Annotated in this window: 24 protein-coding genes; 13 read left to right on the top strand and 11 right to left on the bottom strand. The window is 63.8% G+C overall.

The genetic code is table 11. The annotated features are described in order from the left end of the window. The first annotated feature begins 34 nt into the window (after positions 1-34). The 6 genes from CLU90_RS29195 to CLU90_RS08215 all read left to right on the top strand — a co-directional run bounded on the left by CLU90_RS29195 (position 35) and on the right by CLU90_RS08215 (position 8068). Positions 35-205 (top strand): hypothetical protein, encoded by a 171-nt coding sequence (locus tag CLU90_RS29195; RefSeq protein WP_157808778.1) that lies wholly within the window; start codon positions 35-37, stop codon positions 203-205. Next, on the top strand, positions 202-1062 hold the full coding sequence (locus tag CLU90_RS08235) for an alpha/beta hydrolase (RefSeq protein WP_092714441.1): 861 nt from the start codon (positions 202-204) through the stop codon (positions 1060-1062). Before CLU90_RS29195 ends, CLU90_RS08235 begins: the two co-directional genes overlap by 4 nt. Positions 1063-1333: 271 nt before the next feature. Then, entirely contained in the window at positions 1334-2578 is a 1245-nt protein-coding gene (locus CLU90_RS08230) for an efflux RND transporter periplasmic adaptor subunit (RefSeq protein WP_100427658.1), read from the top strand. A gap of 2 nt (positions 2579-2580) precedes the next feature. Beyond that, complete coding sequence (locus tag CLU90_RS08225; RefSeq protein ID WP_100427657.1) at positions 2581-5781, top strand: efflux RND transporter permease subunit; 3201 nt, start codon at positions 2581-2583, stop codon at positions 5779-5781. Positions 5782-5825: 44 nt separating this feature from the next. Next, on the top strand, positions 5826-7268 hold the full coding sequence (locus CLU90_RS08220) for an efflux transporter outer membrane subunit (protein WP_100429403.1): 1443 nt from the start codon (positions 5826-5828) through the stop codon (positions 7266-7268). Positions 7269-7510: 242 nt separating this feature from the next. Continuing rightward, complete coding sequence (locus CLU90_RS08215) at positions 7511-8068, top strand: fasciclin domain-containing protein (protein WP_198511173.1); 558 nt, start codon at positions 7511-7513, stop codon at positions 8066-8068. Positions 8069-8122: 54 nt separating this feature from the next. On the opposite strand, the gene CLU90_RS08210 is transcribed toward CLU90_RS08215, so the two are convergent. The 8 genes from CLU90_RS08210 to CLU90_RS08175 all read right to left on the bottom strand — a co-directional run bounded on the left by CLU90_RS08210 (position 8123) and on the right by CLU90_RS08175 (position 14868). After that, complete coding sequence (locus CLU90_RS08210) at positions 8123-8401, bottom strand: hypothetical protein (RefSeq protein ID WP_092714447.1); 279 nt, start codon at positions 8399-8401, stop codon at positions 8123-8125. Between the two features lie 42 nt (positions 8402-8443). Continuing rightward, a complete protein-coding gene (locus CLU90_RS08205) occupies positions 8444-8806 on the bottom strand; it encodes a hypothetical protein (RefSeq protein ID WP_100427656.1) in 363 nt (120 codons plus the stop codon). Positions 8807-8921: 115 nt separating this feature from the next. After that, a complete protein-coding gene (locus CLU90_RS08200; protein WP_100427655.1) occupies positions 8922-9935 on the bottom strand; it encodes a serine hydrolase domain-containing protein in 1014 nt (337 codons plus the stop codon). Between the two features lie 72 nt (positions 9936-10007). Continuing rightward, positions 10008-11243, bottom strand: coding sequence for a PepSY-associated TM helix domain-containing protein (locus CLU90_RS08195; RefSeq protein ID WP_198511303.1), 1236 nt, complete (start codon positions 11241-11243; stop codon positions 10008-10010). Between the two features lie 15 nt (positions 11244-11258). Further along, positions 11259-13391 (bottom strand): TonB-dependent siderophore receptor, encoded by a 2133-nt coding sequence (locus CLU90_RS08190; RefSeq protein ID WP_100427653.1) that lies wholly within the window; start codon positions 13389-13391, stop codon positions 11259-11261. A 220-nt stretch (positions 13392-13611) separates the two neighbouring features. Beyond that, positions 13612-13944 carry a hypothetical protein gene (locus tag CLU90_RS08185; protein ID WP_092714455.1) on the bottom strand — a complete coding sequence of 111 codons (333 nt, stop codon included), beginning with the start codon at positions 13942-13944 and terminating at the stop codon, positions 13612-13614. A 39-nt stretch (positions 13945-13983) separates the two neighbouring features. Continuing rightward, positions 13984-14334, bottom strand: coding sequence for a hypothetical protein (locus CLU90_RS08180; RefSeq protein ID WP_100427652.1), 351 nt, complete (start codon positions 14332-14334; stop codon positions 13984-13986). Positions 14335-14556: 222 nt separating this feature from the next. Then, entirely contained in the window at positions 14557-14868 is a 312-nt protein-coding gene (locus CLU90_RS08175) for a hypothetical protein (RefSeq protein WP_092714459.1), read from the bottom strand. A 210-nt stretch (positions 14869-15078) separates the two neighbouring features. Here CLU90_RS08175 and ligD point away from each other — a divergent pair, with 210 nt between their 5' ends. Next, the gene (gene ligD / locus CLU90_RS08170; protein WP_100427651.1) at positions 15079-17577 is read left to right on the top strand and encodes a DNA ligase D; all 2499 of its coding nucleotides are present in this window, start codon (positions 15079-15081) and stop codon (positions 17575-17577) included. Here the strand turns inward: ligD and CLU90_RS08165 are convergent. The 3 genes from CLU90_RS08165 to CLU90_RS08155 form a co-directional block, all read right to left on the bottom strand. Then, positions 17561-19888, bottom strand: a complete 2328-nt coding sequence (locus tag CLU90_RS08165; RefSeq protein WP_157808777.1) for a PAS domain S-box protein — start codon at positions 19886-19888, stop codon at positions 17561-17563. The two genes, ligD and CLU90_RS08165, sit on opposite strands and share 17 nt — an antisense overlap. A 104-nt stretch (positions 19889-19992) precedes the next feature. Next, positions 19993-20868: a non-homologous end joining protein Ku gene (gene ku / locus CLU90_RS08160; RefSeq protein WP_092714466.1), complete on the bottom strand. Its 876-nt coding sequence runs from the start codon at positions 20866-20868 to the stop codon at positions 19993-19995. 3 nt (positions 20869-20871) lie between these two features. Beyond that, entirely contained in the window at positions 20872-21858 is a 987-nt protein-coding gene (locus tag CLU90_RS08155; protein ID WP_092714730.1) for an SDR family oxidoreductase, read from the bottom strand. A gap of 127 nt (positions 21859-21985) precedes the next feature. On the opposite strand from CLU90_RS08155, the gene CLU90_RS08150 reads away from it, so the two are divergent. The 6 genes from CLU90_RS08150 (at position 21986) to CLU90_RS29190 (ending at position 25453) form a co-directional block, all read left to right on the top strand. Beyond that, entirely contained in the window at positions 21986-22555 is a 570-nt protein-coding gene (locus tag CLU90_RS08150) for a TetR/AcrR family transcriptional regulator (protein WP_092714468.1), read from the top strand. Positions 22556-22621: 66 nt separating this feature from the next. Next, positions 22622-24262, top strand: coding sequence for a SulP family inorganic anion transporter (locus CLU90_RS08145; protein WP_100427650.1), 1641 nt, complete (start codon positions 22622-22624; stop codon positions 24260-24262). Further along, entirely contained in the window at positions 24259-24648 is a 390-nt protein-coding gene (locus CLU90_RS08140; protein WP_092714473.1) for an Imm1 family immunity protein, read from the top strand. Before CLU90_RS08145 ends, CLU90_RS08140 begins: the two co-directional genes overlap by 4 nt. After that, complete coding sequence (locus tag CLU90_RS08135; protein WP_092714475.1) at positions 24648-24920, top strand: hypothetical protein; 273 nt, start codon at positions 24648-24650, stop codon at positions 24918-24920. The genes CLU90_RS08140 and CLU90_RS08135 overlap by 1 nt, the downstream gene beginning before the upstream one ends. Next, a complete protein-coding gene (locus CLU90_RS08130; protein ID WP_100427649.1) occupies positions 24910-25287 on the top strand; it encodes a DUF2750 domain-containing protein in 378 nt (125 codons plus the stop codon). Before CLU90_RS08135 ends, CLU90_RS08130 begins: the two co-directional genes overlap by 11 nt. Further along, positions 25280-25453 (top strand): hypothetical protein, encoded by a 174-nt coding sequence (locus CLU90_RS29190; protein WP_157808776.1) that lies wholly within the window; start codon positions 25280-25282, stop codon positions 25451-25453. The genes CLU90_RS08130 and CLU90_RS29190 overlap by 8 nt, the downstream gene beginning before the upstream one ends. Positions 25454-25455: the final 2 nt, after the last annotated feature.

Below are 25455 nucleotides of genomic sequence, written 5' to 3'. Positions count from 1 at the left end.
TCGGAATGGAATCTTTGCAGTGCTCGCTCTCGCTATGAGCTCGCTCGCTCTGGCCGCGATGGTATCGACGGATGCGTATTCACTGGCGGCGCAAAGCGAAGCCAGTGCTTATAGCGCCCTGACCCATGAAGTGGGCGGCATCGCCCTGTTGTGCCTGAACGACACGGTACTCGATGCTGCGGTGCAGCCGGTGGTGGCGCAATGAGCGTTGCCGGCACCGTGGCCGAACTGGCACCTGGCCAGGCGCTGAAGATACGCGACATCCAGGTGCAGGGCGCGCAGGATGCGCTCGGCGCGCGCGTCTACACGGCCGGTGTGCCGGGCGCCAAGCAGGCCAGCCTGATCGTCTTCTTCCATGGCGGCGGTTTCGTTGACGGCGACCTCGACGACGCGGACGACTTCCTGCGCTGCCTCGTGCTGAGCAACCCCGACCACGTGGTGCTGGCGGCAAACTACACCCTGGCGAAGGTGCGGCCATTCCCCGCCGCCGTGGAAGACGCGCATGCCGTGCTGCTGTGGGCAAAAAAGAACAAGTCCAAGCTGGGCTGGACGGGCAAGCAGATGCTGGTGTCGGGCATCGAAGCGGGCGCCAATCTGGCCGCCGTGTGCGCCATGATGTCGCGCGACCGGGGCGGACCGCCCCTCGCGGGCCAGGTGCTGATCATGCCCATGCTCGACCCCGGCCTGTCGACCTGCTCGATGCGCAACTTGCCGACCTGCCCGGACCTGGCGGAAGTGGCCGACCAATGCGCCGCCGCCTACCGTGGCTACCTGCCGAATGCCGCTGATCGTACTCATCCGTACGCGTCGCCATTGCAGTCGAGCCGATTGAAGAACCTGCCGCCGGCGCTCATCCTGTCCAGCGAAGACGACCCATTGCGCGACGAGGCTGAACAATACGGCAGCAAATTGATCGCCTGCGGCATCAAGACCACCGTGCGGCGCATGGCCGCCGCGCCGCTGCAAGATGCTGGCGCCCGCAATGAGTGTGCCTGCAAGGTGCAGGTATTGAGTGAAATCGCCAGCTTTGTCGCTGGACTGGGGCAGGAGCCCGAGTCATGACGCCGCCATCCGCAGTACCGCAAAAAAACTTACACTAATCAGTTTACTTTTTGAGTTTCGGTTGCTACACTATGCAGTGTAGTTCCCATCTTGCCTGAGTTGTGCGTTCGCACAGCCAGCTTCGTCGTCCCCGTCCGCTTTTACCAGGCTGGCGGCCTGTTTATCTTTGATCGAGCGCCGTCGGGCGCCATGGCACCACCATTCACTTTTTCAGTTGGGTTGCTTCCTGCCGCCCATATCATTAGAAATTTTCATAAAACAGGGAAATAAAATGAAAAACGTTCAACAATTTTCCACTCTGCTCAAGCCCCTGGCTGCCTCGCTCGCGCTGGCAGGACTGGTGGCCGTGAGCCTGGCCGGCTGCGATTCGGCCAATAGCAAGGTGCCCGACGCGCCAGCGGCCGGCGGCCCGCCCGTCTCGGCCGCCGCCGTCGTTGAAAAACAGATCACGGAAACGCAGGAATTCTCGGGCCGCCTGGAAGCGATCGAGCGCGTGGAAATCCGCTCGCGCGTCGGCGGCTTCATCACGGCCGTCAATTTCAAGCCGGGCAGCGAAGTGAAAAAGGGCGACGTGCTGTTCATCATCGATCCGCGCCCGTTCCAGGCCGAAGTGTCGCGCGCCGAAGGCACGGCAGCCTCGGCCCGCGCCAAGGCGGAACTGGCCAAGCTGGAACTGTCGCGCGCTGAAAAGCTGCTGGCCGAAAAAGCCATCGCCCAGCGCGAATTCGATGAAAAGGCTTCGGGCCTGAAAGAGCTGGACGCGAATGTCCGCTCGGCGCAAGCCGCGTATGAAGCGGCGAAACTGAACCTGTCGTACACGCAGGTGCAGGCGCCGATCAGCGGCCGCGTCAGCAAGGCGGAAATCACCGTCGGCAACCTGATCGACGCTTCCGCCATCCTCACCTCGGTGGTGTCGACGGACCGTATCTACGCCAGCTTCGACGGCGATGAAGATACGTATCTGCGCGTGGCCGGCACGGCGCAAAAGGGCACGCCCGTCACCGTCAAGGTAGGCCTGGCCAACGAAACGGGCTTCCCGCACGAAGGCAAGCTGGAATTCGTCGACAACCAGCTCGACCCGGCCACGGGCAGCGTGCGCATGCGCGCCACCTTTGCCAACGCCGAGCGCCAGCTGGTGCCCGGCCTGTTCGCGCGCATCCAGCTCGACGGCGGCAACGGCCCGCAGGCGCAAAGCACGGCCCTGTTGATCAGTGACCGCGCCGTCGGCACGGATCAAAGCCGCAAATACGTCTACGTGGTGGGTTCGGATAACAAGGCCGAATACCGCGCCGTCAAGCTGGGCCCGACCTCGGACGGCTTGCGCGTGGTGCGCGAAGGCTTGAAGGCGGGCGAGAAAATCGTCGTCAACGGCTTGCAGCGCGTGCGCCCCGGCGCCCCCGTGACGCCGCAGATCGTGGCCATGGATTTCGATCCGACCGCGCCTGTCGCTCCTGCAAAACCTGAAGCAAAAGATGCCAAGATCGCCGCGAAAGCAGCATCGACTTCCAAGGAATAAACATGAACTTTTCCCGCTTTTTCATCGACAAGCCGATTTTCGCGGCGGTGCTGTCGATCGTCATATTCGTGGCCGGGCTGCTGTCGATTTTCGGCCTGCCCATCTCCGAATATCCCGACGTCGTGCCGCCATCCGTGGTGGTGCGCGCGCAATACCCGGGCGCCAACCCGAAAGTGATCGCCGAAACCGTGGCCGCGCCGCTCGAAGAGCAGATCAACGGCGTCGAGAACATGCTCTACATGTCCTCGCAAAACACGTCCGATGGCGCGATGATGCTGACCGTGACCTTCAAGATCGGCACCAACGTCGAGCAGGCTGAAACGCAGGTGCAGAACCGCGTGCAGCGCGCCTTGCCGCGCCTGCCAGAGGAAGTGCGCCAGATCGGCGTGACGACCGTCAAGTCGTCGCCCAACCTGACCATGGTGGTGCATCTGGTTTCGCCGAACAAGCGCTATGACGATATGTACCTGCGTAATTACGCGGTGCTGAACGTCAAGGACCAGCTGGCACGTTTGCCCGGCATGGGCGACATCCAGATCTTCGGCGCCGGCGACTACGCCATGCGCATCTGGCTCGACCCGCAGAAAGTAGCGGCACGCGGCATGACGGCCAATGACGTCGTCGACGCGATCCGCGAGCAAAACGTGCAGGTGGCCGCCGGCGTGATCGGCGCCTCGCCAGCGAAGAACTCGGACTTCCAGCTGACCGTCAACACCCAGGGCCGTCTGCAGACGCCCGAGGAATTCGGCGCCATCATCGTGCGCACGAATGCCGACGGCGCCGTGACGCAACTGAAGGACGTGGCGCGCGTGGAAATGGGCGCCAACAGCTACTCGCTGCGTTCGCTGCTGAACAATAATCCGGCCGTCGGCATGGGTATTTTCGAAGCGCCGAACGCCAACGCGCTGCAACTGTCTTCCGACGTGCGCGCCAAGATGGAAGAACTGAAAAAAGACTTCCCGCAAGGCGTGGAATACCGGATCGAGTACGACCCCACGCAGTTCGTGCGCTCGTCCATCGAAGCCGTGATCCATACCTTGCTCGAAGCGATCGCCCTGGTGGTGCTGGTGGTGATCATCTTCCTGCAAACCTGGCGCGCATCGATCATTCCGCTGCTGGCCGTACCCGTCTCCATCGTCGGCACCTTTGCCGTGATGCTGGGCTTTGGCTTCTCGATCAACACCCTGTCGCTGTTCGGCCTCGTGCTGGCCATCGGTATCGTCGTCGATGACGCCATCGTCGTGGTGGAAAACGTCGAGCGCAACATCGAGGAAGGCCTGTCGCCGCGCGACGCCACCATCCAGGCCATGAAAGAGGTCAGCGGTCCTATCGTCGCCATCGCCCTGGTGCTGTGCGCCGTGTTCGTGCCGATCGCCTTCGTGCCTGGTTTGTCGGGCGAGTTCTACCGCCAGTTCGCGCTGACCATCGCCATTTCGACCGTGATTTCCGCATTCAGCTCGTTGACCTTGGCGCCAGCCCTGTCGGCCGCGCTGCTCAAACCGCACGATGCGCCGAAAGACGCGCTGACGCGTGGCATGGACATGGTCTTCGGCCGCTTCTTCGCCTGGTTCAACCGCTTCTTCGGCCGCGCTTCGCACCGTTATGAAGCGGGCGTGAAAGGGGTATTGGGCCGCAAGAGCGCTTCGCTGGGCGTGTATGCGCTGCTGGTCGTTGCCGCCATCTTCACCTTCAAGGCCGTGCCGGCCGGCTTCGTGCCAGCGCAGGACAAGCAGTACCTGGTGGGTTTTGCCCAATTGCCTGACGCCGCCTCGCTGGACCGCACGGAAGATGTCGTGCGCCGCATGTCGGACGTGATCAAGTCGGTGCCTGGCGTCGAATCGACCATCGCCTTCCCGGGCCTGTCGATCAACGACTTCACCAATGCGCCGAACTCCGGCATCGTCTTCGCCACCTTGAAACCGTTCGACGAACGCACCAGCAAGGAACTGTCGGGCGGCGCCATCGCGGCCGAGATCAACAAGCGCCTGGGCGGCATCCAGGACGCCTTCATCATGGTCTTCCCGCCACCGCCGGTCAACGGCCTCGGTACCATCGGCGGCTTCAAGATGATGATCGAAGACCGCGGCAACCTCGGTTACGACGCGCTGTACAACGCCACGCAGGCGCTGGCCGGCAAGGCTTACCAGACGCCGGAACTGGCGGGCGTGTTCTCGGGCTACCAGATCAACGTGCCGCAGCTGTTTGCCGACGTGGACCGCGTGAAAGCCAAGCAGATGGGCGTGCAGCTGCAAACGATTTACCAGACCTTGCAGATCAATCTCGGTTCGCTGTACGTGAATGACTTCAACCAGTTTGGCCGCACCTACCAGGTGCGCGTGCAGGCCGATGCTTCCTTCCGTTCGCATGCGCAGGATATCGCGCAGCTGAAGGTACGCAGCGACAAGGGCGAGATGATTCCACTGTCGTCGCTGATGCGCGTCAAGGATACCTATGGCCCGGACCGCGTGCAGCGCTACAACGCCTACTCGGCGGCCGACTTCAACGGCGGCGCAGCTCCTGGCGTATCGAGCGGCCAGGCACAAGCGGCGCTGGAACGCATCGCCAAGGAAGTGCTGCCGCAGGGGATTTCGTATGAATGGACGGAGCTGACCTACCAGGACATCTTGTCCGGCAATACGATGATCTATGTCTTCCCGCTGTGCGTGCTGCTGGTGTTCCTCGTGCTGGCCGCCCAGTACGAAAGCTGGACTTTGCCGCTGGCCGTGATCCTGATCGTGCCGATGTCCATCCTGTGCGCGCTGTTGGGCGTGAAGCTGACCGGTGGCGACAACAACGTGTTTACCCAGATCGCGCTGTTCGTGCTGGTGGGACTGGCGTCGAAGAATGCGATCCTGATCGTGGAATTTGCCCGCGAACTGGAAGAGCATGGCCGCACCGTGGTGCAAGCGGCGCTGGAAGCGTGCCGTCTGCGTCTGCGTCCTATCCTGATGACGTCGATCGCCTTCATCATGGGCGTGGTGCCCCTCGTGTTCTCGCACGGCGCCGGTTCGGAAATGCGCCATGCCATGGGCGTGGCGGTGTTCGCCGGCATGCTGGGCGTGACCTTCTTCGGCCTGTTCCTGACGCCCGTGTTCTACGTACTGCTGCGCACCCTGGCGCAGCGTTTTGAGAAAAAACCTGCCGCCGTTGCCGCCAAGCCTGTCGCCGCGCCAGCGCTGGACCTGGAAGGAGATATATATTGAAAACCAAGGAAATCATCTGGCGCGTCAAGCCCGTGCTGACCGCCATGGCAGCGGCCGTATTGCTGGCCGCGTGCGCGGCGCCGGAGTTCAAGCAGCCGCAGATCGAGACGCCGGTGGCCTTCAAGGAAGCGCAAGTGCCTGCCGTGCAGACGGCGGCCGACGGCACGCGCTGGAAGCAGGGCGTGCCGGCCGAGCGCCAGGCGCGCGGCGAGTGGTGGCTGGCCTTCAATGATCCGGCTTTGACGAGCCTGATCAACGAAGCCACGCAGGCCAATGCCAACCTGGCCGTCGCCGCCGCCCGCGTCAAGCAGGCGAGGGCGATTGCCGGCATCGCCGAAGCGGACCGCATCCCGCAAGTGGGCGTGAACGTGGGCGGCCAGCGCAGCCGGGCTTCCGCCGTGTCGCTCGGCTTGCCGAATGGCGCGCCGGTGGCGGCCACGAATGTCTATCAGGCCAACCTGACGGCCAGCTATGAAGTCGATCTGTTCGGCCGCGTGGCGTCCAACGTCAGCGCCTCGCGCAGCGATGCGCTGGCCGTGGAAGCGACTTACCGCTCGGTGCTGCTGTCCTTGCAGGCCGACGTGGCGCAGACCTACTTCCAGCTGCGCGCCACGGACGCCGAACTGGCGACCCTGGAACAGACGGTGCGCCTGCGCGAGGAAAGCGTGCATGTGAACCAGCGCCGCTATGACCTGGGCGACATCGGCGAATTCGACCTGTCCCGTGCCCGCACGGAGCTGTCGACGACGCGCGCCGAAGCCATCGGCCTGCAGCGCCAGCGCGCCACCAGCGAACATGCGCTGGCCGTCCTGCTGGGCAAACCGGCCGCCAGCTTCACGGCGACCGTCAACCCGCTGCAGGATAGCGGTTTCCTGCCCGTGATCCCGGCCGGCATGCCGTCCTCGCTGCTGGAGCGCCGTCCCGACATCGCGTCGGCGCAGCGCACCATGGAAGCGTCGAATGCGCGCATCGGCGTGGCGAAATCGGCCATGTTCCCGGCCTTGACCTTGAACGCTTCCGGCGGCGGTGCCTCCGATACGTTCTCTGACATCTTCAAGTGGAGCAGCCGTTCCTGGCTGCTGGGCGCCCTGATGTCGATGCCGATCATCGACGGTGGACGTAATAAAGCTGCCGTGAGCCGCAGCGAAGCGCAGCTGGAAGAGTCGGTGGCGACGTATCGCCAGAGCGTGCTGGTGGCCTTCGCCGAAGTGGAAGACAACCTGGCCGGCCTGCGCATCCTGTCGGGCCAGACGCAGCAGATCGACGAAGCCGTCGTCTCGGCGCGCCGTTCGGCCGACCTGGCGCAAAAGCTGTACGACGCGGGCCGTTCCAGCTACCTGGACTTGCTCGACGCGCAGCGCAACCTGGCGGCCATCGAGCGCAACGCCGTGCAATTGCGCGGCAACCGCGCCGTCACCACGGTGGCGCTGATCCGCGCCCTGGGCGGCGGCTGGGGCGAGACGGAGCCGCAGGTCGCGGCCAACTAGTTCCCCATCCGCGGCGACAAGCCTGTCAAGAACGGCGTCGTGCTTTGCACGGCGCCGTTTTTTTATGGGGTGGCGTTGGTGGCGCGAGGCGCGGCAGGTCGGCTTAGCGCATGGCGCGCAAGCCGACACCACCCGCGCCCCCAATCAAGGCCAGACCAAAAAAATAAATTGAATCCAATCTCCGACCCACCGCGTAAATACTCCTGCAATCACGCAAACGCAGTCATCCAGGAGATACCATCATGCGCACCTTCGTTCCCGCAGCACTGTTCCTCGCTTCCATGCTGGCCGCCAGCGCCCCGTTTGCCGCCGACATGGCGACCATGGTCGGTGGCCAGAGCATGTATCCGTCCAAGGACATCGTCGACAACGCCGTCAATTCAGCCGACCACACGACCCTGGTCGCCGCCGTCAAGGCCGCCGGCCTGGTCGATACATTGAAAGGCAAGGGGCCATTTACCGTGTTCGCGCCGACGAATGCGGCCTTCGGCAAGCTGCCGGCCGGCACCGTCGATACCCTGGTCAAGCCGGAAAACAAGGCGACCCTGACGAAAATCCTCACCTATCACGTGGTACCCGGCAAATACGACTTCAAGGCGCTGGCCCACGAAATCAAGACGCATGACGGCAAGGCCACTTTGGCCACGGCCAGCGGCGGCAAGCTGATGTTCGCCATGAACGGCATGCACAACATCGTGGTGATGGATGAAGGCGGCAACAGCGCCAACATCAGCACCTATGACGTGTACCAGTCGAATGGCGTGATCAATGTCATCGACACGGTGCTGATGCCCAAATAAGCGGACGAAAAAAAAGACAGGGCGCACCCTGTCTTTTCATTTATGCCGCCGCGATTACTTGGCTGGCGTTGCTGCTGGCGCGGAAGCTACCGGTGCGGAAGCTGCTGGCGCCGCCGGTGCTGCCTTGTCGGCTGGAGCGGCTTTCTTGGCCTTGTGATGCTTGGCTTTCTTGTGCGTCGCCGGCTTGACGGCGGCTGCCGGGGCTTCGGCCTTGGCTGCCGGTGCGGCTGCCACTGCAGGAGCGGCCGGGGTGGCGGCAGGAGCCGCTGGCGCCTGGGCGAAAGCGGCGGTGGCGAACAGGCTGGCGATCAGGGTGGCGATAACTTTTTTCATGATGAAATCCTTGGTATGTGTGGTCGGTAAAGTGTGTCGGAATTACTTGGCTGCTGCAGGTGCCGTTACCGGTGCTGCTTCGGCGGTGGCCGATGCCAGCTTTTCGTCGGCCTTGGCCTTGGTTTTCTTGGCCTTGTGGTGTGCCTTGGCTTTCGTGGTAGCCGCTTCCGCTTTGGCGCTGGCGACTTCCGTTTTCGCGGCGACGACTGCCTTGGCTTCTTTCGCATCGGCTTTCACGGCCGTTTGCGCTTCCTTGGCGTCCGCTTTCACGACGGCCTTGGTGTGGGCCGCTTCCACTTTCGCCGGTACCGAAGCTGCCGGAGCGGCTGCAGGTGCTGCCGGGGTTTGGGCGAAGGCTGCAGTTGCGAACAGGCCGGCGATCAGGGTAACAATTGCTTTTTTCATGGTGCAGTCCTCAGTGGTGGTTTGTCTGGTATGTCTGTTGGTGCCGGGATGTTTCCCGTGTCACTGAGCATAAAACGCGCCCCGGATCGTTACCGTTGACGGTCATTACAAACGCTTACATCTGCGTTGCATCCGCCTTCAGGATGGCCTTCAGGATGTCTTCCGAACGGCGCTGTCCATATCCCTTGCCATACGCGCTGGATGCGATGCTCACCACCATGCGGCGCGCCGGTATCACGTAGATCTTGTTGCCGCCATTGCCCGAGGCGAAATGCACGGTGATCTTGTGGCCCCCGATATCCTGCGTCTTCGCGTACCAGAAATAGCCGTAGCTGTCGGCGTAGCGGTCGACGGCGCCGATGGCCACGCGCGGCGCCAGCGCGGCTTGCAGCCAGCTCGTATCGATCACCCTCTTGCCGTCAACTACGCCGCCGTCGAGCACCATCTGGCCGATTTTTGCCGTGTCGCGTGCGCGCAGCGACAAATTGCCCTGTCCTTTAGGATGGTTGGCCACGTCGCGGCCCCAGCTCCAGCGCGTGATGCCCAGCGGCGCGAACAGCGCCTTGGCCGCGATATCTTCCAGGTCGGCGCCGCTGGCGCTTTCCGCCACTCTGCCCGCGATATACGCTCCCAGCGAGTTGTAGCGGTACGTGCTGCCCGGTGCCGTGGCGACGGGCACGCCGCGCACGAAGGCGGCAGGGTCGGGCGCCGCATCGAGCTTGTCTTCATTGCCCGGCGACTGTTCGTCCTCATCGAAGGCGGCCAGGCCAGAACGCATGGTCAGCAAGTCGTCGAGGATCACCTTGCCCGCCGGGCTGCCGGCGACTTCGGGCCAGTAGTCTCCCACCGTTTTTGTCGTCGCCAGCTGGCCGCGCGCCACGGCCGCACCTGCCAGCAAGGCGGTGATGCTCTTGCCGGCCGAACGGATGTCGTGCAGGGTGTCGGCCGTCTCGCCGTTGTAATAGCGCTCGGCCACGATGGCGCCGTCGCGCAGCACGACGACGGCGCGCAAGTCGCCATGGCTGTCGCCGTCCTCGGCTTGCAGGACTTGTTCCAGGGTGGCGGGGTTGTCTTGCGCACCGGCGGCGAAGGGCAGATACAAGGTGGTAATCAGCAGCAGATGGCGCATGGACGGCTTTCGTGGCGATGGGCGGATGGCCAGTGTCGCCCAATTGCGCCGCCTTGTGGCGGTTTGCCGAGCCTATTTGCTGAAGGTCGCATGAAGCTGGTGTGCTTCATGGGCAGCCTTGCCGGCTTGCCGCACCCGCGCGCCGCGCTTGCGCAGCCAGATGACCAGTCCAGTCGCGCTCAGCATCGCCACCACCAGGCCCATGGCGGAAATCAGGATGCGACCGGGCAGGCCGAGGATGCGGCCGGAATGCAGCGGGAATTGCGCCTGCAGGAAGATATCGCCCGCGCTGCCCGTGCCGGGCACCACGCCGCCAGCCGGCTTGCCGTCGCGGCCATCGAAGTAGAGCCACGCGTTGCCCAGGCCCCCGTCGCCATGGTCATTGTCCGCCTCGAAGAAACCCACGCCATACAGGCCGTAGCTCGACGAGTAAAACACGCCGCCGGCCGGCAGCGCCCAGCCGCGCCTTGCCGCTTCCGTCCTGGCCAGCGCCACCGCCTGTTCGCGCGTCAGCAACGGTTCGATGGGGTGGTCGGGCGGCCGCGGCGAGCGGCTGTCGAAGGCGTTCGTGCTGAGGGTGGACAACTTCGCCACGAGGGGACGCATCACCTGGGTTTGCAGATTCATCGACACGGAGGTGATGGCCAGCACCAGCAGCAACAGCCAGACCCACACGCCGCCCGAGCGGTGCAGGTCGAAGTTCAGCTTGTGGCCGCCTTCGCGCCAGCGGAAGGCCAGCGATTTGCGCCAGCTGCGCCAGTTCGGGAACGACAGGTACAGCGCGATGCCGCAATCGAACAGCCACACGATGCCGACGATGCCCATGAACCAGACGCCCAGTTCGATGCCCCAGCCATCGGGGATGTGCATGGTGTAATGCAGCTTGTACAGGAAGGGCAGCAGGTTTTCGCGCGTCAGCGAGACGACGCCCCACTGGCGCGTGCCCTGGATGGCGCCCGTGGCGGGATCGACGGCCACCTGGTTGAAGCCCGTTTCAAACGGCTTGCCGGTGGCCGGGTCCAGCCGGCCTTCCACCGAGATCAGCGCCGCGTGCCCGGGTTCGAGCGCCGTGAGCGTGTAGTTGACGCGCAGGCGCGGGTCCTGCTCCTCGAGCTGGCGCGCCAGTTCCAGGCCTGTTTTTGTCGGCCCCGCGTCCGCGCCGCTGGCGGCGTGGAACAGCTGCGGATTGAGCCAGGCATCGAGTTCGTGATCCCACGAGATGACGGCGCCCGTCAGGCCGGAGACGAACAGGAAGAGGGCTACCGCCAGGCCGAACCAGCGGTGCAGGACGACCATCGAAGGACGCAGTCGCATGGCGGCTCCCTAATATTTCCAGCTCAGGGTGGCGCTGCCATTGCGGCCGGCGGCGTACAGCGACTGGGTCCAGTACAAGCTGGTCAGGTGCTTCTTGTCCGTCACATTGTTCAGGTTCAGCGCCAGGCTGACGTTGCGGCTGATGGCGTAGCTGGCCATCAGGCCCAGCTGCGCATACGCGCCCTGGTGCAGGGTGGTCGTGTCGTCGATCCGGTTGTAGATGGCGTCCTGCCAGTTCAGGCTGGCGCCCACTTTCAGCGCAGGCATGGCCGGCACATGGCAGGTGGTGGCCAGGTGGAATTGCTTGCGCGGGATGAAGGTGCGCGCATCCTTGCCATCGTTGCCCTTGATGCGCAGCTGCGCATAGCCGGCGTTCGCCTGCCAGCCCTTCGTCAGCTCGCCCGATGCATCGAGTTCGAAGCCCTGTGATTCCGAATCGACGCCCTTGTAGAAGGTCTTGAGGTCGGGCGTGGTGCCGGCCGCTTCCGCCACGTTCTTCTGGCGCGTCTTGAACAGCGCGCCGGACAGGTTCAGGCGGCCGTCGAACCACTCGCTTTTCAGGCCCGCTTCCAGGCTCTTGCCGGTGGCCGCCGCCAGGGTCTGGCCCGTGCCGTCGATGCTGCTTTGCGGGTTGAAAATCTCCGTGTAGCTGCCGTAGGCCGACACATGGCGGCCGATGTCGTACACCAGCCCGACGTACGGCGTGGTGTCGCTTTGCGACTTGGCCTGGCTGACGCCATATGCGCTGCCCGTGCTGTCGGCCTTGACGGTGTTCACGCCCGCCAGCAGCTTGGCGTTGTCGGCCAGGTTGAAGCGGGCGGCCAGGTAGGCGTTCTTGCGTTCATCCTTGTAGGCGCTGCCGTCGGTCGAGGCATCAAAGGCCGGTTCGGGGTAGGAACCGTCGAACGCCGTGCCATCGGGCAGGGCCGTGCCGATGCCGCGGCCATAGTAGGACACGTCGTCGAGCGTGGATTTCGACCACGCCAGTCCCATGCTGAGGTCATGCCGGCGCCCGGCGAGCATGAATTTTCCCGTGGCGGCGACATCGAGCAGGCGCTGCTTGTTGGTCGAGCCATAGCGCGACGGATAGCTGAACAGGCCGTCGCCCGTGGCCTTGTCCGGCGTGCCGTAGACGTAGAACAGCTTCGAGTCGGAGGTGGAGCGGTTGTAGGTGGCGGTGGCGCTCACGCGCCAGTCGGCATTGAACTGGTGCGCCAGTTCGGCGAAGGTGCTGTTGTTGAGGATGCTCCAGCGCGACCAGTCGGCCGAGGTCGAGGTGGAAATCGGGTAGTTGGTCGGCGTGCCGTCCGTGTAGGCGATGGGCAGGGCGCCCCACATGCCGCCCTTGGCCAGGTTGTTCTGGTAGCTGTGGCCCACGGTCAGGCTGGTGTCCGGCGTGAGTTGCGCTTCGACGATGGCGTAGGCGACATCCTTGCGCGGCGCGTAGCGGTCCAGGTGGGAATCGCCTTCTTCATGCGCGACGACGAAGCGCGCGGCCACCTTGCCATCGGCGCTGAGCGGCGCGGAGACGTCCGCATCGAGGCGGCGCGTGTTCCAGGAACCGAGGGTGACGCCGGCGGAAGCGGCCAGGCCGGCGCCAGGGCGCTTGCGCACGAAGTTGACGGTGGCCGATGGATTGCCGGTGGAGGAAATCAGGCCGTTCGCGCCGCGCACGATGTCGACGCGTTCGAACAGCGCCGTATCGAGGTCGCCCATCACGTTGCCGAAGACGAAAGGAAGGCCCACGCCGTCGAACTGGAAATTGGTGACGTCGTAGCCGCGCGCCGTGTAATAGGTGCGGTCCGTTTCCACCGCCTCCACCGTCACGCCCGTGGTTTGCGCCAGCACCTTGCTGGCGTTATCGAGCTTGAAATCATCCATCTGCGCGCGCGTGACAACAGAGACGGCTTGCGGCGTATCGCGCAGCGACAGGTCGAACTTGCTGGCCGAGGCGCTCTTGCGCGTCGTGTACGCGATGGCGTCGCTGCTGCCCGTAACCGTAATGGTTTGCATCACCGGCACGTCGGCGGCAGCGCCATCGGCGGCATGCGCCATGCCGGCGCCCAGCGCCAGCGAAATAGCCAGGGCCAGCGGGTGCAGCGACAGCGTGGGGCGGGAAGATGAATGGGGGCGACCTGGCATGAAACGGCTCCTGGAAATTTGAATGAGAATGAGAATAATTCGCAATTCTATTTGAGCGATGGCCAGAATAGCAAATACTTTGTGACTGGAAAGCGCCGTTTTTCCTGTCTTTACATGGATTTACGTGGATGCCGGCGGAGGGCGGGCGATGCTTTTCAGTTGTGTTGCCCCGCAATGCAAAAAAGACAGCCGAAGCTGTCTTTTCTGGAAATGCGATCGATTACTTGGCTGGCGTTGCTGGAACCGCTTCTGCCGCTTTGGCCGCATCCGCTTTCACTTTGGCCTTGGTCGCCTTGTGATGGGCTTTTGCCTTGCTGGCTTTGGCGTCGGCCTTGGCGCTGGCCACGTCGGCTTTCGCGTCGGCGGCGACTACCGCTTCTTTCGCATCGGCTTTCACGACAGCCTTGGTTTCCTTGGCTTCAGCCTTGGCCACGGCTTTCGTGTGGGCCGCTTCCGCCTTGGCGGGAACCGATGCTGCCGGAGCGGCAGGAGTTTGGGCGAAGGCAGCGGTAGCGAACAGGCCGGCGATGAGGGTGGCGATAACTTTTTTCATTGTATTTTCCTGGCGAGTGACAAGCGATTGTGTGAGGGATTACTTGGCTGCTGCTGGCGCTGCTTCAGCGGTGGCCGAAGCCAGTTTTGCATCAGCCTTGGCTTTCGTGTGCTTGGCTTTGTGGTGTGCCTTGGCTTTGGTGGTGGCCGCTTCCGCTTTGGCGCTGGCGACTTCCGTTTTCGCGGCGACGACGGCTTTCGCTTCTTTGGCATCGGCTTTCACGACGGCTTGCGCTTCCTTGGCGTCAGCCTTGACGACTGCCTTGGTGTGGGCCGCTTCCACTTTCGCGGGAACCGAAGCTGCCGGAGCGGCGGCAGGTGCTGCCGGCGTTTGGGCGAAGGCTGCAGTTGCGAACAGGCCGGCGATCAGGGTAACAATTGCTTTTTTCATGGTGCAGTCCTCAGTGGTGGTTTGTCTGGTATGTCTGTTGGTGCCGGGATGATTCCCGTGTCACTGAGCAGAAAACGCGGTCCGGAAGCTTGCGGTTGACCTTGTTTACACTTTCTTACAATCGACTGATTTAAGCGATGTTAATTGAAGAAAGCGGCGCGAAAATGCAAAAAGACAGCCGAAGCTGTCTTTTTGCGTGGCGCATGAAACGCGCGGAGCGAATTATTTGGCTGCTGCCGCGGTCGCTTCAGTTTTGGCTTCGTCAGCCTTGGCCTTGGCTTTTTTCGCTTTGTGATGGGCTTTTGCCTTGGTGACTTTGGCGTCGGCCTTGGCGCTGGCTACGTCGGCTTTCGCATCGGCGACGACGGCCGCTTCCTTGGCATCGGCTTTGACGACAGCCTTGGTTTCCTTGGCTTCCGCTTTTGCCACTTCCTTGGTGTGCTTGGCTTCGGCCTTGGCAGGCGCGGCTGGCGTTTGAGCAAAGGCTGCGGTAGCGAACAAGCCGGCGATCAGAGTAGCGATTACTTTTTTCATGGTGCAGTTCCTCGAGAAGTGGGGTTGTAGTTCAGGAGATCAATCCCCTGTCACTGAGCCAAAAACGCGCCGTACGGCAATACCGTTGACACGTTTTTTGCGAATTACAAACACTTACATTTGCCGGGGCAGGCGCTCTGTTAGCTGGCGTACCGCGCCAGGGTCCGCTGCGGCCTAGACTCGAAGTCATCCATATTGCCTGGGTTCACCATGAAAGCCGACCTGAAAACCTACCGGTCCAAACGCAATTTCGCCGTTACGCCCGAGCCTGCGGGTGGCGACGAGGACGCGAACGATGCGCTCACCTTCGTCATCCAGAAGCACTGGGCCAGCCGTTTGCACTATGACTTCCGGCTGGAACTGGACGGCACGATGAAAAGCTGGGCCGTGCCGAAAGGGCCCAGCTACGATCCGCGCGACAAGCGCATGGCCGTGCAGGTGGAAGACCATCCCATTGCGTATGCCAGTTTTGAAGGCACGATCCCCGAAAAACAGTATGGCGCGGGCAAGGTCATCATCTGGGACAAGGGGACGTGGCAGCCGCAGCCCGCCACGCCCGATGCGCGCAAGGCGCTGGCGGCCGGCGAGCTGAAATTCACGCTGCATGGCCACAAGATGCATGGCAAGTGGGTGCTGGTGCGCATGAAAGGCCGGGCAGACAAACGCAGCGAAAAGCAGCCGGCCTGGCTGCTGATCAAGGAAAAAGACGAGTATGCGCGGCCGGCAGCGGAATTTTCTGTGGTCGACGAGTTCCCCGACAGCGTCAGCAACAAGGCCCTGCCCAAGCGCAAGAAGAGGGCGGACGGCTCCGCAGCGCCGGCCGCCGAGTTGCCCGCTACCCTGTCGCCGCAGCTGGCCACCCTCGTCGATGCGCCGCCGCCGGACGCGCAAGACTGGATTTTCGAGGTGAAATTCGACGGCTACCGCATCCTCGCCCGTTGCGATGGCGAACATGTCGCCCTGATGACGCGCAATGGCAACGACTGGACGGCGAAATTGCCGAAGCTGCGGCAAGCGCTGGAAAAGCTGGGCTTGCCGCCGGGCTGGTACGACGGTGAAATCGTCGTCAACGACGCCAGCGGCCACCCGGATTTTGGCGCCTTGCAGCGCGCGTTCGACGCGCAAACAAGCAGCGAGATCGCGTATTACCTGTTCGACGTGCCGTACTTCGATGGCCATGATCTGCGCGGCCAACCCGTCGAGGCGCGCAGGGCGCTGCTGCAAGAGCTGCTGCAGAGCTTGCCCGCGTCGCCCCTGGTGCGCTTCAGCGACGCGCTCGATGCCGCGCCGCAGCAACTGCTGGCCCACGCCTGCCGCCTGGGGCTGGAAGGGGTGATCGGCAAGCGGCGCGGTTCACCCTACGTCACGCGGCGTTCGGGCGACTGGATCAAGCTCAAGTGCGGGCTGCGCCAGGAATTCGTCATCGGCGGCTATACGGCGCCGCAGGGCGCGCGCGAGGGCATCGGTTCGCTCTTGCTGGGCGTGCATGATGCCCAGGGCAAGCTGCATTATGCGGGCAATGTGGGCAGCGGCTTCGATGACGCCAGCCTGCGCGACTTGCGGCGCCGGCTCGACGCACTGCTTGCCGATACGAGTCCGTTCGCGGGCAAGGCGGGCGGCGTGCGCAGGCCCATCTGGGTCCAGCCGCAGCTGGTGGCCGAAGTGAGTTTTGCGCAATGGACCAGCGGCGGCGCCGTGCGCCACGCCGTGTTTCACGGCTTGCGCGAAGATAAAAAGCCGGCCGCCATCGTGCGCGAGCGGGCGCGGCGAATCGAGAAGGAGAAGAGGATGGAGAGCAAACCCATGCCGGACAGCGTCTTGCCGGCCAGTTTCAAGGTCAGCCATGCTGATCGCGTGATCGACAAGGACAGTGGCGCCAGGAAGATCGACCTGGTCTGTTATTACGCGCTGGTGGGCAAGCTGATGCTCGCGCACCTGCGCGGACGGCCCGTGTCGCTCGTACGCGCGCCCGCCGGCGTCGGTGGCGAGCTGTTTTTCCAAAAACATGCCGATACGTCGACCATGCCCGGTGTCAAACAGCTCGATGCACGGCTGGACCCGGAACATCCGCCCATGCTGGAAGTGGCCAGCTTGCAGGGCTTGTTGTCGGCGGCGCAGTGGAACGTGGTGGAATTTCATACGCAAAATGCGCTGGCCAGCGCCTACGACACGCCGAACCGCCTGGTGTTCGACCTGGACCCGGGCAAGGGCGTGGCCTGGCCCGCCATCCGCGAAGCGGCCGTGCTGCTGCGCGCCTTCCTGACGGAGCTGGGTTTGCCCGCCTGGCTGAAAACGAGTGGTGGCAAGGGCTTGCACGTGGTCGTGCCGATCCGTCCGAAACATGACTGGGACACGGTAAAGGCGTTTTCGCAAGCCATCGTGGCCCACATGGCGCAGCACATCCCGGCGCGTTTTGTCGTCAAGAGTGGTCCGGCCAACCGCGTCGGCAAGATTTTCATCGATTATTTGCGCAACGGCCGGGGCGCCACCACCGTGTGCGCATGGTCGGCCCGCACGCGTTCCGGGCTGGGCATTTCCGTGCCGCTGGCCTGGGAGGAACTCGACGAGTTGACGGCGGGCGACCAGTGGAACGTGGCCAATGTGCACGACCGGCTCGACGTGGGCAATACGCCGTGGGACGGCTATGCGCGCAGCGCGAAAGGCCTCGACTCTGCGATGAAAAAGCTGGGCTTTACTCCTCCGGCCTGAGCTGCAGGGTGGCGCGCGCCAGCTGCAGGGCTTCCTCGATGGCGGCGTTGAGCTGGGGAATCTCGACGGGCTTGGTCAGGTAGCGGAAAAAGCCGGCGGCCAGGCCATGCCGGATATCGCCCTTCATGGCGTTGGCCGTCAGGGCGATGACGGGGATGTGCGCCGTGCGCGTATCGTTGCGCAGGATGCGCTGCGCCTGGTTGCCATTCATGCCGGGGAGGTTGATATCCATCAGGATGACATCGGGATGGCGTTCCAGCGCCAGCGCGATGCCCTGGCGCGCGTCGGTGGCCGAGATCATGCGCAGGTGGGGCAGGAAGCTGACGATGTCTTCCACCAGGCGCAGGCTGGCCGGATTGTCTTCCACGTACAGCAGCAGTGCCTGGCCGCCGCCATCGTCGTCCGCGTCGCCGGCGGGCTCGGGCAGGTATTCCGTTTCCGGTAGCCGGCTGGCGGGCGGCGCGGCCGTGGTGCCCAGTTCGATCCAGAACACGCTGCCCACGCCCAGACAGCTGTGCACGCCCATGCAGCCGCCCATCAGTTCGACCAGGCGCTTGGTGACGACCAGGCCGATGCCCGTGCCTTCCTCGCTGCCCGCCTCCTGTCCCAGGCGGTTAAACGGCTGGAACAGTTCGGCCATCTGCGCCTCGTCCAGTCCCTTGCCCGTATCGCGGATGGCGATGCGTACGCGCTGCGCATCGGGCTGCGAGATTTCCAGCTCCACCTTGCCGGCCGGGCGGTTGTACTTGATGGCGTTAGACAGCAGGTTCAGCAGCACTTGCTTGAGGCGCGTATGGTCGGCCCTGATGGTCAGCGGCTCGCAGGCGGGAAAGACCAGGTGGATCTGGCGCTGCTGCGCCTGCTCTTCCACCATCACGCGCACTTCCTCGATCAGCGCGGGCAGCGTCACCGCTTCCATCGACAGGCTCAGGCTGCCTGATTCGATCTTCGCCAGGTCGAGGATTTCATTGATCAGGGTGAGCAGGTGGCGCCCCGAGGTGACGATGTTTTGCACGAAGGCGCGCTTTTGCGGCACGGTGGCGGGCAAGGATTCGTTGGCCAGCAGCTGGGCAAAGCCGAGGATGGCGTTCAGCGGCGTGCGCAGCTCGTGCGACATGCTGGTGAGAAAGCGGTCCTTCGCCTGGCTGGCCCGCTCGAGTTCGATCTTCTGTTCGTTGAGCGTGCGTTCGATGCGCTTGCGCTCCGTGATGTCGCGGATGGCCGACGAGACCAGCACGCCTTCGTCCGTTTCCAGCGGCGACAGGCTGATTTCGACGGGAAACTCGGTGCCGTCGCGGCGCAAGCCGTACAGTTCCAGCCCGGCGCCCATGGAGCGGGCGCGCGGCGCCGTGGAAAAGGACTGGCGGTGGCGCGGGTGATCATGTGCATAGCGGGCCGGGATCAGCACTTCCACGTTGCGCCCGAGCAGTTCCGCGCGCGAGTAGCCGAACAGGCGTTCCGTTTGCGAGTTCACGAGCACGATCTCGCCATCGCCGTTGACGATGACGATGGCGTCCGGCGCCGATTCGAGCAGGCCGCGGAACTTCTGCTCGGCACGGCGGCGGTCGCTGACGTCGCGGATGGCGCTGATGACGAAGGTGCCGATCTCCGTCTGGATCGGCGACAGGCTGATTTCCACAGGGAACTCGATGTTGTCCTTGCGCAAGCCCAGCAATTCCAGGTCGGCGCCCATGGTGCGCGTGCGCGGCTGGTCGAAATAGCGCGAACGGTGCGCCACGTGCGAATGGCGCAGCCGTTGCGGCAGCAGGCTATCGATTTGCCTGCCATTCAATTCGCCTTCCGCGTAGCCGAACAGGCGCTGCGCCTGCTGGTTGGCCAGCACGATGGCGCCCGTGGCATTGACCATGATGACACTGTCCGGCGTCGACTCGAACAGCATGCGGTAGCGCACGTCGACGAACTGGGCGTCGCGCGCCGCCTTCAGCAAGGTCGTGTCCTTCATGGTGGAAATCAGGTAGCGAGGAGCGTCCGCCCCGGCCTGTGCCGTCTGGCAGGCCACGTCGACGTAGATGAGTTCGCCATCCTTGCGCCGCCGCAGCGATTCGCGGTCGTAGCTGCCGTGCAAGGTCAGCTGTTCCTCGATCAGCGGCGCCGCTTCGGCCTGTCCCGGCAGAGAAATCAGTTCCCACAATGTGTGCCCCAGCGCTTCGTCGCTGGCATAGCCGAAAATGCGCTGCGCCCCGACCGTCCAGCGCACGACGACATGGTCTTCGTTCGTGATGACAACGCCGCCCGGGGCGCCGCTGAGGATAAGCTGATCTAACTCGGCATCCATTTTTTCCGCACGCATGACAGGGCTTGCCGGCTGGCAGGCCTGTGCATAACGTAGCGAGAAGCTTGATCAAAGTCAATGCATTTATATCATTGAAGACTCTCCCGCACCGCGTCGGTGGTTCAGGCCGCCTTGCGCCTGGCGGGCGCCGATTTGCGCGTGCTGGATGAGGCCGCGCGCTTGCGGGCCGGCGCGGCGGGCGCTTTCTTGCCCAGGCTTTGCTGCAGCAGGGCGACCAGGTCGATGACGTTGCTGTCTTGCTCTTCTTCGGGCGCGGGTGCGGGCGGCGTGATGGTCTTGGTCTGCCTGGCCTTGATTTTCTTCTTGACCAGCGCCAGCACGTCTTCGCGATAGCTGTCGTGGTATTGCGCGGGTTCCCACGGCTCGCTCATGCCTTCGACCAGCGACAGGGCCATTTTGAGTTCCTTGTCGGAAATACCTGCCGCCCTCATGGTGTTGGGCGGCAAGTCCAAATCATCCGTGGGGCGGATTTCATCGGCATAGCGCAGGGTGTTGAGGACGATGGCGTTGCCCACGCATACGAGCGCGCACAGATGCTGCTTGGTGCGCATGACCACGCTGGCGATGGCCACCTTGTTGGCCTTGCGCAAGGTTTCGCGCAGCAGGGCATAGACTTTCTCGCCGCCCTTGGCGGGCAGCAGATAGTACGGGTGCTCGTAAAAGGTCAGCGGTACTTCGGCTGCGTCGACAAAGGTGTCTATGTCGATGGTTTGTGTGGCTTTCACATTGGCTTGCCGTAAATCCTCATCGGACAGCACCACGTACTCGTCCGTCTTGTATTCATAGCCCTTGATGATGTCGTCCCACTCGACTTCCTTGCCCGTCTGCTTGTTGTAGCGCTTGTAGCCGATGGGGGCGAAGTCGCGCCGGTCCAGCATGGACAAGTCCAGTTCATGGTCGAGGCTGGCCGAAACCAGCTCGACGGGGATGTGCACGAGGGCGAAGCTGATGGCGCCTTTCCACAGCGCGCGCGCCATCGTCTATTCCCCCACGCTGCCGGTGACGGGCAGGACGATCCCGCTGATGTAGCTGGAACAGGCGGGCGAGGCCAGGAAGACGTAGGCGGGCGACAGCTCTTCCGGCTGGGCCGGGCGGCGCATGTCCGTGTCCTGACCGAATGTCTCGATCTCCTCCGGCGACTTGTCGGCCGGATTGAGCGGCGTCCAGACGGGCCCGGGCGCGATGGCGTTGACGCGGATGCCCTTGTCGAGCAAGTTGCCGGCCAGCGCCATGGTAAATGCATGGATGGCGCCCTTGGTGGTGGAATAGTCGAGCAGATGCTTCGAGCCTTGCAAGCCCGTCACGGAACCGGTGTTGATGATGGACGCACCGCGCTGCAAATGAGGCAGCACGGCCTTGGCCATGTGAAAGTAACCGTAGACATTGGTTTTCATGGTGAGGTCGAAGCGTTCCTCGCTCAGGTCAAGCAAGGACTCCGCGTGTTCCTGGAAGGCGGCATTGTTCACCAGCACGTCGATATGGTTGAACTTGGCCATCACCTGGCTGACGGCTTGCTGGCAAAAGCCCTGGTCGCGCACGTCGCCGGGAATCAGCAGGCAGCTCTGGCCTTCCGCTTCCACGTAGCGGCGGGTTTCGTGGGCGTCTTCATGCTCGTTCAGGTAAATGATGGCGACATCGGCCCCTTCGCGCGCGTACAGCACGGCCACGGCGCGGCCGATGCCCGAATCGCCGCCCGTGATGACGGCCACCATGCCGGCCAGCTTGCCGCTGCCGCAGTAGTCGGGCGCCAGGAAGCGGGGTCTGAGCTGCATCTGTCCTTCGATGCCCGGCTTGTCCAGATGCTGGGCGGGCAGGGGCGGGACAGGCTGGCTGTCGCGGCCCGTCTGCACGGGCTGCTTGCTTTCCTTGCCTGGCTTGGCGGCGTCGCGCTGCCTGTCGTGCTGATCCTGCTCATGTTGGATGGTGCGCTGCAAATTACCGGCGGACTGGTCCTTGTTCTCGTTCATGCTGGCCTCCTTGTAAACGAAGGTCCAGTATCGGCGCGGCATGCGCATCAAACGGTGCGCTTGCTAACAGAGTGGCGCAAACGGGCGTAAAGTTATATGATGGTTGACATAAATGTAGGAGGGCAGCATGAAAGTAAGCAGGGAGCAGGCGGCGCTGAACCGCGAGCGCATCGTGGAGGTGGCGGCCAAATTGTTCCGCGAAAAGGGTTACGACGGTATCGGCGTGGCCGACCTGATGAAAAACGCGGGCCTCACGCATGGCGGCTTCTATGGCCATTTCGCGTCCAAGGAAGACTTGATGATCGAGGCGTGCCAGCATGCCCTGGAGAAATCCCTGGATGGCTGGCGGGCAAAAGTCGCCAGCGACCCGCAGCGGGCGCTGCCGGCGATTATCGACAACTACCTGACCACCCGGCACCGCGACCACCCCGGCGGCGGCTGCCCGGCGGCTGCCATGGGCGTCGATGCGGCGCGCATGTCGCCCGGCGCGCGTCCCGTGTTTACGAAGGCGACGCAACAGCAGTTCGCCTTGCTGCAAGGTTTGATGCCCGAAGGCGCACCGGAAGCGCGACGTCAGCAGGCCATTTCGACGTTTGCCGCCATGGTGGGCGCCATGGTGCTGGCGCGCTGCGTCGATGACGAGGTGTTATCGGCGGAAATCCTCGACGCCGTGAAGGCGCAATTGCTGCAAGAGTAAGCACGTCCCCCTGTCAGCCGGCCTCGTCGCATGATAGGCTTCGGTTTTCAGATTTTGGGATCATCCATGCTGCTCTGGCTCAGGCAATACCGGCGTCCTCTGTTGGCCGGAGACATCACTGCCGGTATTGTCGTCGCCATGATGATGGTGCCGCAAGGCATGGCCTACGCCCTGGTGGCGGGTTTGCCGCCCGTGGTGGGCATCTACGCCAGCATCCTGCCGCCCGTGCTGTACGCCTTGTTCGGCAGCAGCATGACGCAATCGGTGGGCCCGATGGCCATCGTTTCGCTGATGACGGCCGCCGCCCTGGCGCCGCTGGCCGACCCCGGCTCCTCCCTGTACATCGTGCTGGCCGCCCAGCTGGCCTTCATCAGCGGCCTCGTCCTGCTGCTGTGCGGCGTGCTGCGCCTGGGCTTCATGGCCAGTTTTTTATCACGCCCCGTGATCAGCGGTTTCAGCAATGGCGCCGCGATCCTGATCATCTGGGGGCAGATCACGCCGCTCCTGGGCGCCACCTGGCCCCATTGGCATACGCCCAGCCTCGTGCTGGGACTGTCCGGCCTGCTGTTCCTGTGGCTGGCCAAGCGCTATCTGTCGCGCCTGCTGCAACGCTGCGGCCTGAGCAAGGTGGCGGCCGACGTGGGCGCGCGCCTGGCGCCGATGGCGCTGGTGCTGGCCGGCATCGCGCTGGTCGCTTATGGAGGCCTGGAAGCGATGGGCGTGCAGACGACGGGTCACGTGCCCAGCGGCTTGCCCGGCCTGAACCTGGCCACCTCGAGCGCCCACTGGCGCACCTTGCTGTCGCCGGCGCTGCTGATCGCCTTCATCATCTTCTTGATGAGCATGTCCGCCGCCCAGACCCTGGCGCAAAAGCGCGGTGAAAAGCTGCACACGAACCGCGAACTGCTGGGCCTGGGCGCGGCCAACGTGGCCAGTGCGCTGTCGGGCGGCTTCCCCGTCACTGGCTCGATTTCGCGCTCGGCCGTCAATTTCCAGGCGGGCGCCAACACGCCGCTGGCCAGCATCATCACGGCGGGGCTACTGGCGCTGGCGCTGGTGGCGCCCACGGGCTGGCTGGCCCTGTTGCCGCTGCCCGTGCTGGCGGCCACCATCATCTTTGCCGTCAGCAGCCTGCTGGACTGGGACACCTTGAAACTGTCGTGGCGCTACGACCGCAGCGATGCGCTGGCCCTGCTGGCGACGACGGCCGGCGTGCTGGTGCTGGGCGTGGAAGCGGGCGTCGTGATCGGCGTGCTGCTGTCGATGGGCACCCTGATCTGGCGCGCCAGCCGCCCGCACATCGCCGTGCTGGGGCGTATTCCGAACAGCGAGCACTTCCGCAACGTGGAGCGCTATGAAGCGCAAACCTTGCCGGACGTCTTGCTGCTGCGCATCGATGCGGGCCTGTTCTTCGGCAACGTCGAAGCCGTCACGGAGAGGGTGGAGGACGAGCTGCGGGGACACCCGACGGCGCGCCACCTGGTGCTGGTGCTGTCGGCCGTCAACCAGATCGACAGCACGGCCTTGCTGGGCTTGATCGAACTCAACAGCACGCTGGCCAAGCGCGGCATCAGCCTGAACCTGGCCGAAGTAAAGGGTCCCGTGATGGACCGCCTGCGCCAGAGCAGCCTGCTGCACGACCTGAGCGGCAAGCTGTACCTGAGCACGGCGCTGGCCATGGATGACCTGAGCGGAGAAAAAGCATGACGATGGAATTGAATCTGCATGGCGAAGCGCGTGTTGTTGACACCGTCGCTGCGCTGGAACAGGCGTTGCTGGAAGCGCGTGCGCTGGCCCAGTGCGAGCTGTGGCTGACCATGGCCACGGATGCGGAGCAGGGCCCGGCCCTGTGCATGCTGCGCAATGGCGGAAATGCCTGGCTGATGTATCTGTCGGGACAGGACGACCTGAGTTTTCACTCCTTGGGAGACGAAGAGGAAACGGGCGAATGCAGCTACCTGCTGGCCAATGGCCAGGTGGACGTGTATCCGGAAGCGTGGTGCGTGGAGGTGGAACAATGCCAGCGTGCCTTCCTCGCGTTTTTCAGGACAGGCGGCGCGCGGCCGGACGCCATCGCGTGGGAGGCGGATTGATGCTGCAAACCATCATTGCCGACATCGACAGGGATTTGCTGGCCGCGCTGGACGCCAGGGCAGGTTTATTGACGCTGCGCACCATCCTGCTGCGCTACCACGCCAGCGGCGTGACGGCGGCGCAAGTGGCCAGTTTGCTGCAGGAACTGCGTCTCGCCACACAAGAGGGGCCGCTGGAAGACGCGATACTGGACGCCCTCGACATGGTGACGGGCTGGTGCGGGCCGGAGTTACGGGTCTGGGACGGGGTAGGGGGAAACCGTGCATCCTGAAAAAATCAAACAGGTGATGCAGTTGCCGGCGCAGCAGCGCTACGACTATTGCGTGCGCAAGGTCACCGATACACAAGAAGTGTGGGGCTTGTACCATGCTGGCTGGGCTACGGCGCAAGCCCATGGCCACGTCGCCATCCCGTTCTGGCCGGAAGCCGCATACGCGCAAGCGTGCGCCAGCGGCGACTGGGCGGATTTCCAGCCGTGCGCCATCGCGCTCGGCGATTTTTTGCATAAATGGCTGCCTGGCATGATGAGTATTGACCAGCTGGCTTCCGTGTTTCCCGTGCCGCAAGGCAGCGCCAGCATCGCGGTGCCTGCTGATTTACTGAGAGATTTGCAACATGAGTCAGAGCAATATGAATGAGGATAAGGAACGCCTGGACGCCTGGTACGACGGCTCGGCCATCTGCCTGATCGCCGTGGGCGCGCAGGGCGACCCGCTGGACCTGGGCGACGACGAAGTGCGTGCCCTGATCGCGAAGCTGCAGCAATGCCTGGCCGAGTCCGAAGCGGCTGCGGCAGACGATTGACG

Origin of the sequence: Janthinobacterium sp. 67 (genome assembly GCF_002797895.1) — a bacterium.
GTDB lineage: Bacteria > Pseudomonadota > Gammaproteobacteria > Burkholderiales > Burkholderiaceae_D > Janthinobacterium.
This window is presented reverse-complemented; position numbering and strand designations above follow the sequence as displayed.

Excerpts from the sequence above, each read along its gene's own strand:
- CLU90_RS29195 (WP_157808778.1), top strand. The coding sequence starts at position 35 with ATGAGCTCGCTCGCTCTGGCCGCGATGGTATCGACGGATGCGTATTCA.
- CLU90_RS08235 (WP_092714441.1), top strand. The coding sequence starts at position 202 with ATGAGCGTTGCCGGCACCGTGGCCGAACTGGCACCTGGCCAGGCGCTG.
- CLU90_RS08230 (WP_100427658.1), top strand. The coding sequence starts at position 1,334 with ATGAAAAACGTTCAACAATTTTCCACTCTGCTCAAGCCCCTGGCTGCC.
- CLU90_RS08225 (WP_100427657.1), top strand. The coding sequence starts at position 2,581 with ATGAACTTTTCCCGCTTTTTCATCGACAAGCCGATTTTCGCGGCGGTG.
- CLU90_RS08220 (WP_100429403.1), top strand. The coding sequence starts at position 5,826 with ATGGCAGCGGCCGTATTGCTGGCCGCGTGCGCGGCGCCGGAGTTCAAG.
- CLU90_RS08215 (WP_198511173.1), top strand. The coding sequence starts at position 7,511 with ATGCGCACCTTCGTTCCCGCAGCACTGTTCCTCGCTTCCATGCTGGCC.
- CLU90_RS08210 (WP_092714447.1), bottom strand. The coding sequence starts at position 8,401 with ATGAAAAAAGTTATCGCCACCCTGATCGCCAGCCTGTTCGCCACCGCC.
- CLU90_RS08205 (WP_100427656.1), bottom strand. The coding sequence starts at position 8,806 with ATGAAAAAAGCAATTGTTACCCTGATCGCCGGCCTGTTCGCAACTGCA.
- CLU90_RS08200 (WP_100427655.1), bottom strand. The coding sequence starts at position 9,935 with ATGCGCCATCTGCTGCTGATTACCACCTTGTATCTGCCCTTCGCCGCC.
- CLU90_RS08190 (WP_100427653.1), bottom strand. The coding sequence starts at position 13,391 with ATGCCAGGTCGCCCCCATTCATCTTCCCGCCCCACGCTGTCGCTGCAC.
- CLU90_RS08185 (WP_092714455.1), bottom strand. The coding sequence starts at position 13,944 with ATGAAAAAAGTTATCGCCACCCTCATCGCCGGCCTGTTCGCTACCGCT.
- CLU90_RS08180 (WP_100427652.1), bottom strand. The coding sequence starts at position 14,334 with ATGAAAAAAGCAATTGTTACCCTGATCGCCGGCCTGTTCGCAACTGCA.
- CLU90_RS08175 (WP_092714459.1), bottom strand. The coding sequence starts at position 14,868 with ATGAAAAAAGTAATCGCTACTCTGATCGCCGGCTTGTTCGCTACCGCA.
- ligD (WP_100427651.1), top strand. The coding sequence starts at position 15,079 with ATGAAAGCCGACCTGAAAACCTACCGGTCCAAACGCAATTTCGCCGTT.
- CLU90_RS08165 (WP_157808777.1), bottom strand. The coding sequence starts at position 19,888 with ATGCGTGCGGAAAAAATGGATGCCGAGTTAGATCAGCTTATCCTCAGC.
- ku (WP_092714466.1), bottom strand. The coding sequence starts at position 20,868 with ATGGCGCGCGCGCTGTGGAAAGGCGCCATCAGCTTCGCCCTCGTGCAC.
- CLU90_RS08155 (WP_092714730.1), bottom strand. The coding sequence starts at position 21,858 with ATGAACGAGAACAAGGACCAGTCCGCCGGTAATTTGCAGCGCACCATC.
- CLU90_RS08150 (WP_092714468.1), top strand. The coding sequence starts at position 21,986 with ATGAAAGTAAGCAGGGAGCAGGCGGCGCTGAACCGCGAGCGCATCGTG.
- CLU90_RS08145 (WP_100427650.1), top strand. The coding sequence starts at position 22,622 with ATGCTGCTCTGGCTCAGGCAATACCGGCGTCCTCTGTTGGCCGGAGAC.
- CLU90_RS08140 (WP_092714473.1), top strand. The coding sequence starts at position 24,259 with ATGACGATGGAATTGAATCTGCATGGCGAAGCGCGTGTTGTTGACACC.
- CLU90_RS08135 (WP_092714475.1), top strand. The coding sequence starts at position 24,648 with ATGCTGCAAACCATCATTGCCGACATCGACAGGGATTTGCTGGCCGCG.
- CLU90_RS29190 (WP_157808776.1), top strand. The coding sequence starts at position 25,280 with ATGAATGAGGATAAGGAACGCCTGGACGCCTGGTACGACGGCTCGGCC.